Raw genomic sequence first — 262 nt, 5'->3', positions numbered from 1 at the left:
CCGGCTGCGCCCGACTTCCTCACCCCACGTACCCAGAACTCTAATCAGCATCAGCCAGCTGTCGCTGCCCATAGCGAGCAGATGCGTGCGCAAATGGTTGATGCTAGCAGTATGTTTGACGGACTCGCTGAGCTATTGCATCAGTTGGCATTGTGTCAGCTGCTGCCCGAAGTCGCTCTCAATGTCAATGAAGCGCAAGCACAGCATATCGATCAGCTTGCCCAGCATATGAGCCCTGACGTATTACAGCTTTATTATGAAA

At 52.7% G+C, this 262-nt stretch carries 1 pseudogene; it reads left to right on the top strand.

The annotated features are described in order from the left end of the window. Nucleotides 1–262, top strand: a pseudogene (locus AAEY75_RS15740) (DNA polymerase III subunit gamma/tau); the annotation flags it as partial.

Origin of the sequence: Psychrobacter sp. TB55-MNA-CIBAN-0194 (assembly GCF_040309505.1) — a bacterium.
Classification (GTDB): Bacteria; Pseudomonadota; Gammaproteobacteria; order Pseudomonadales; family Moraxellaceae; genus Psychrobacter; species Psychrobacter fozii.
The sequence above is the reverse complement of the archived record's forward strand: the minus strand, read 5'-3'. Positions and strand labels throughout refer to the sequence as shown.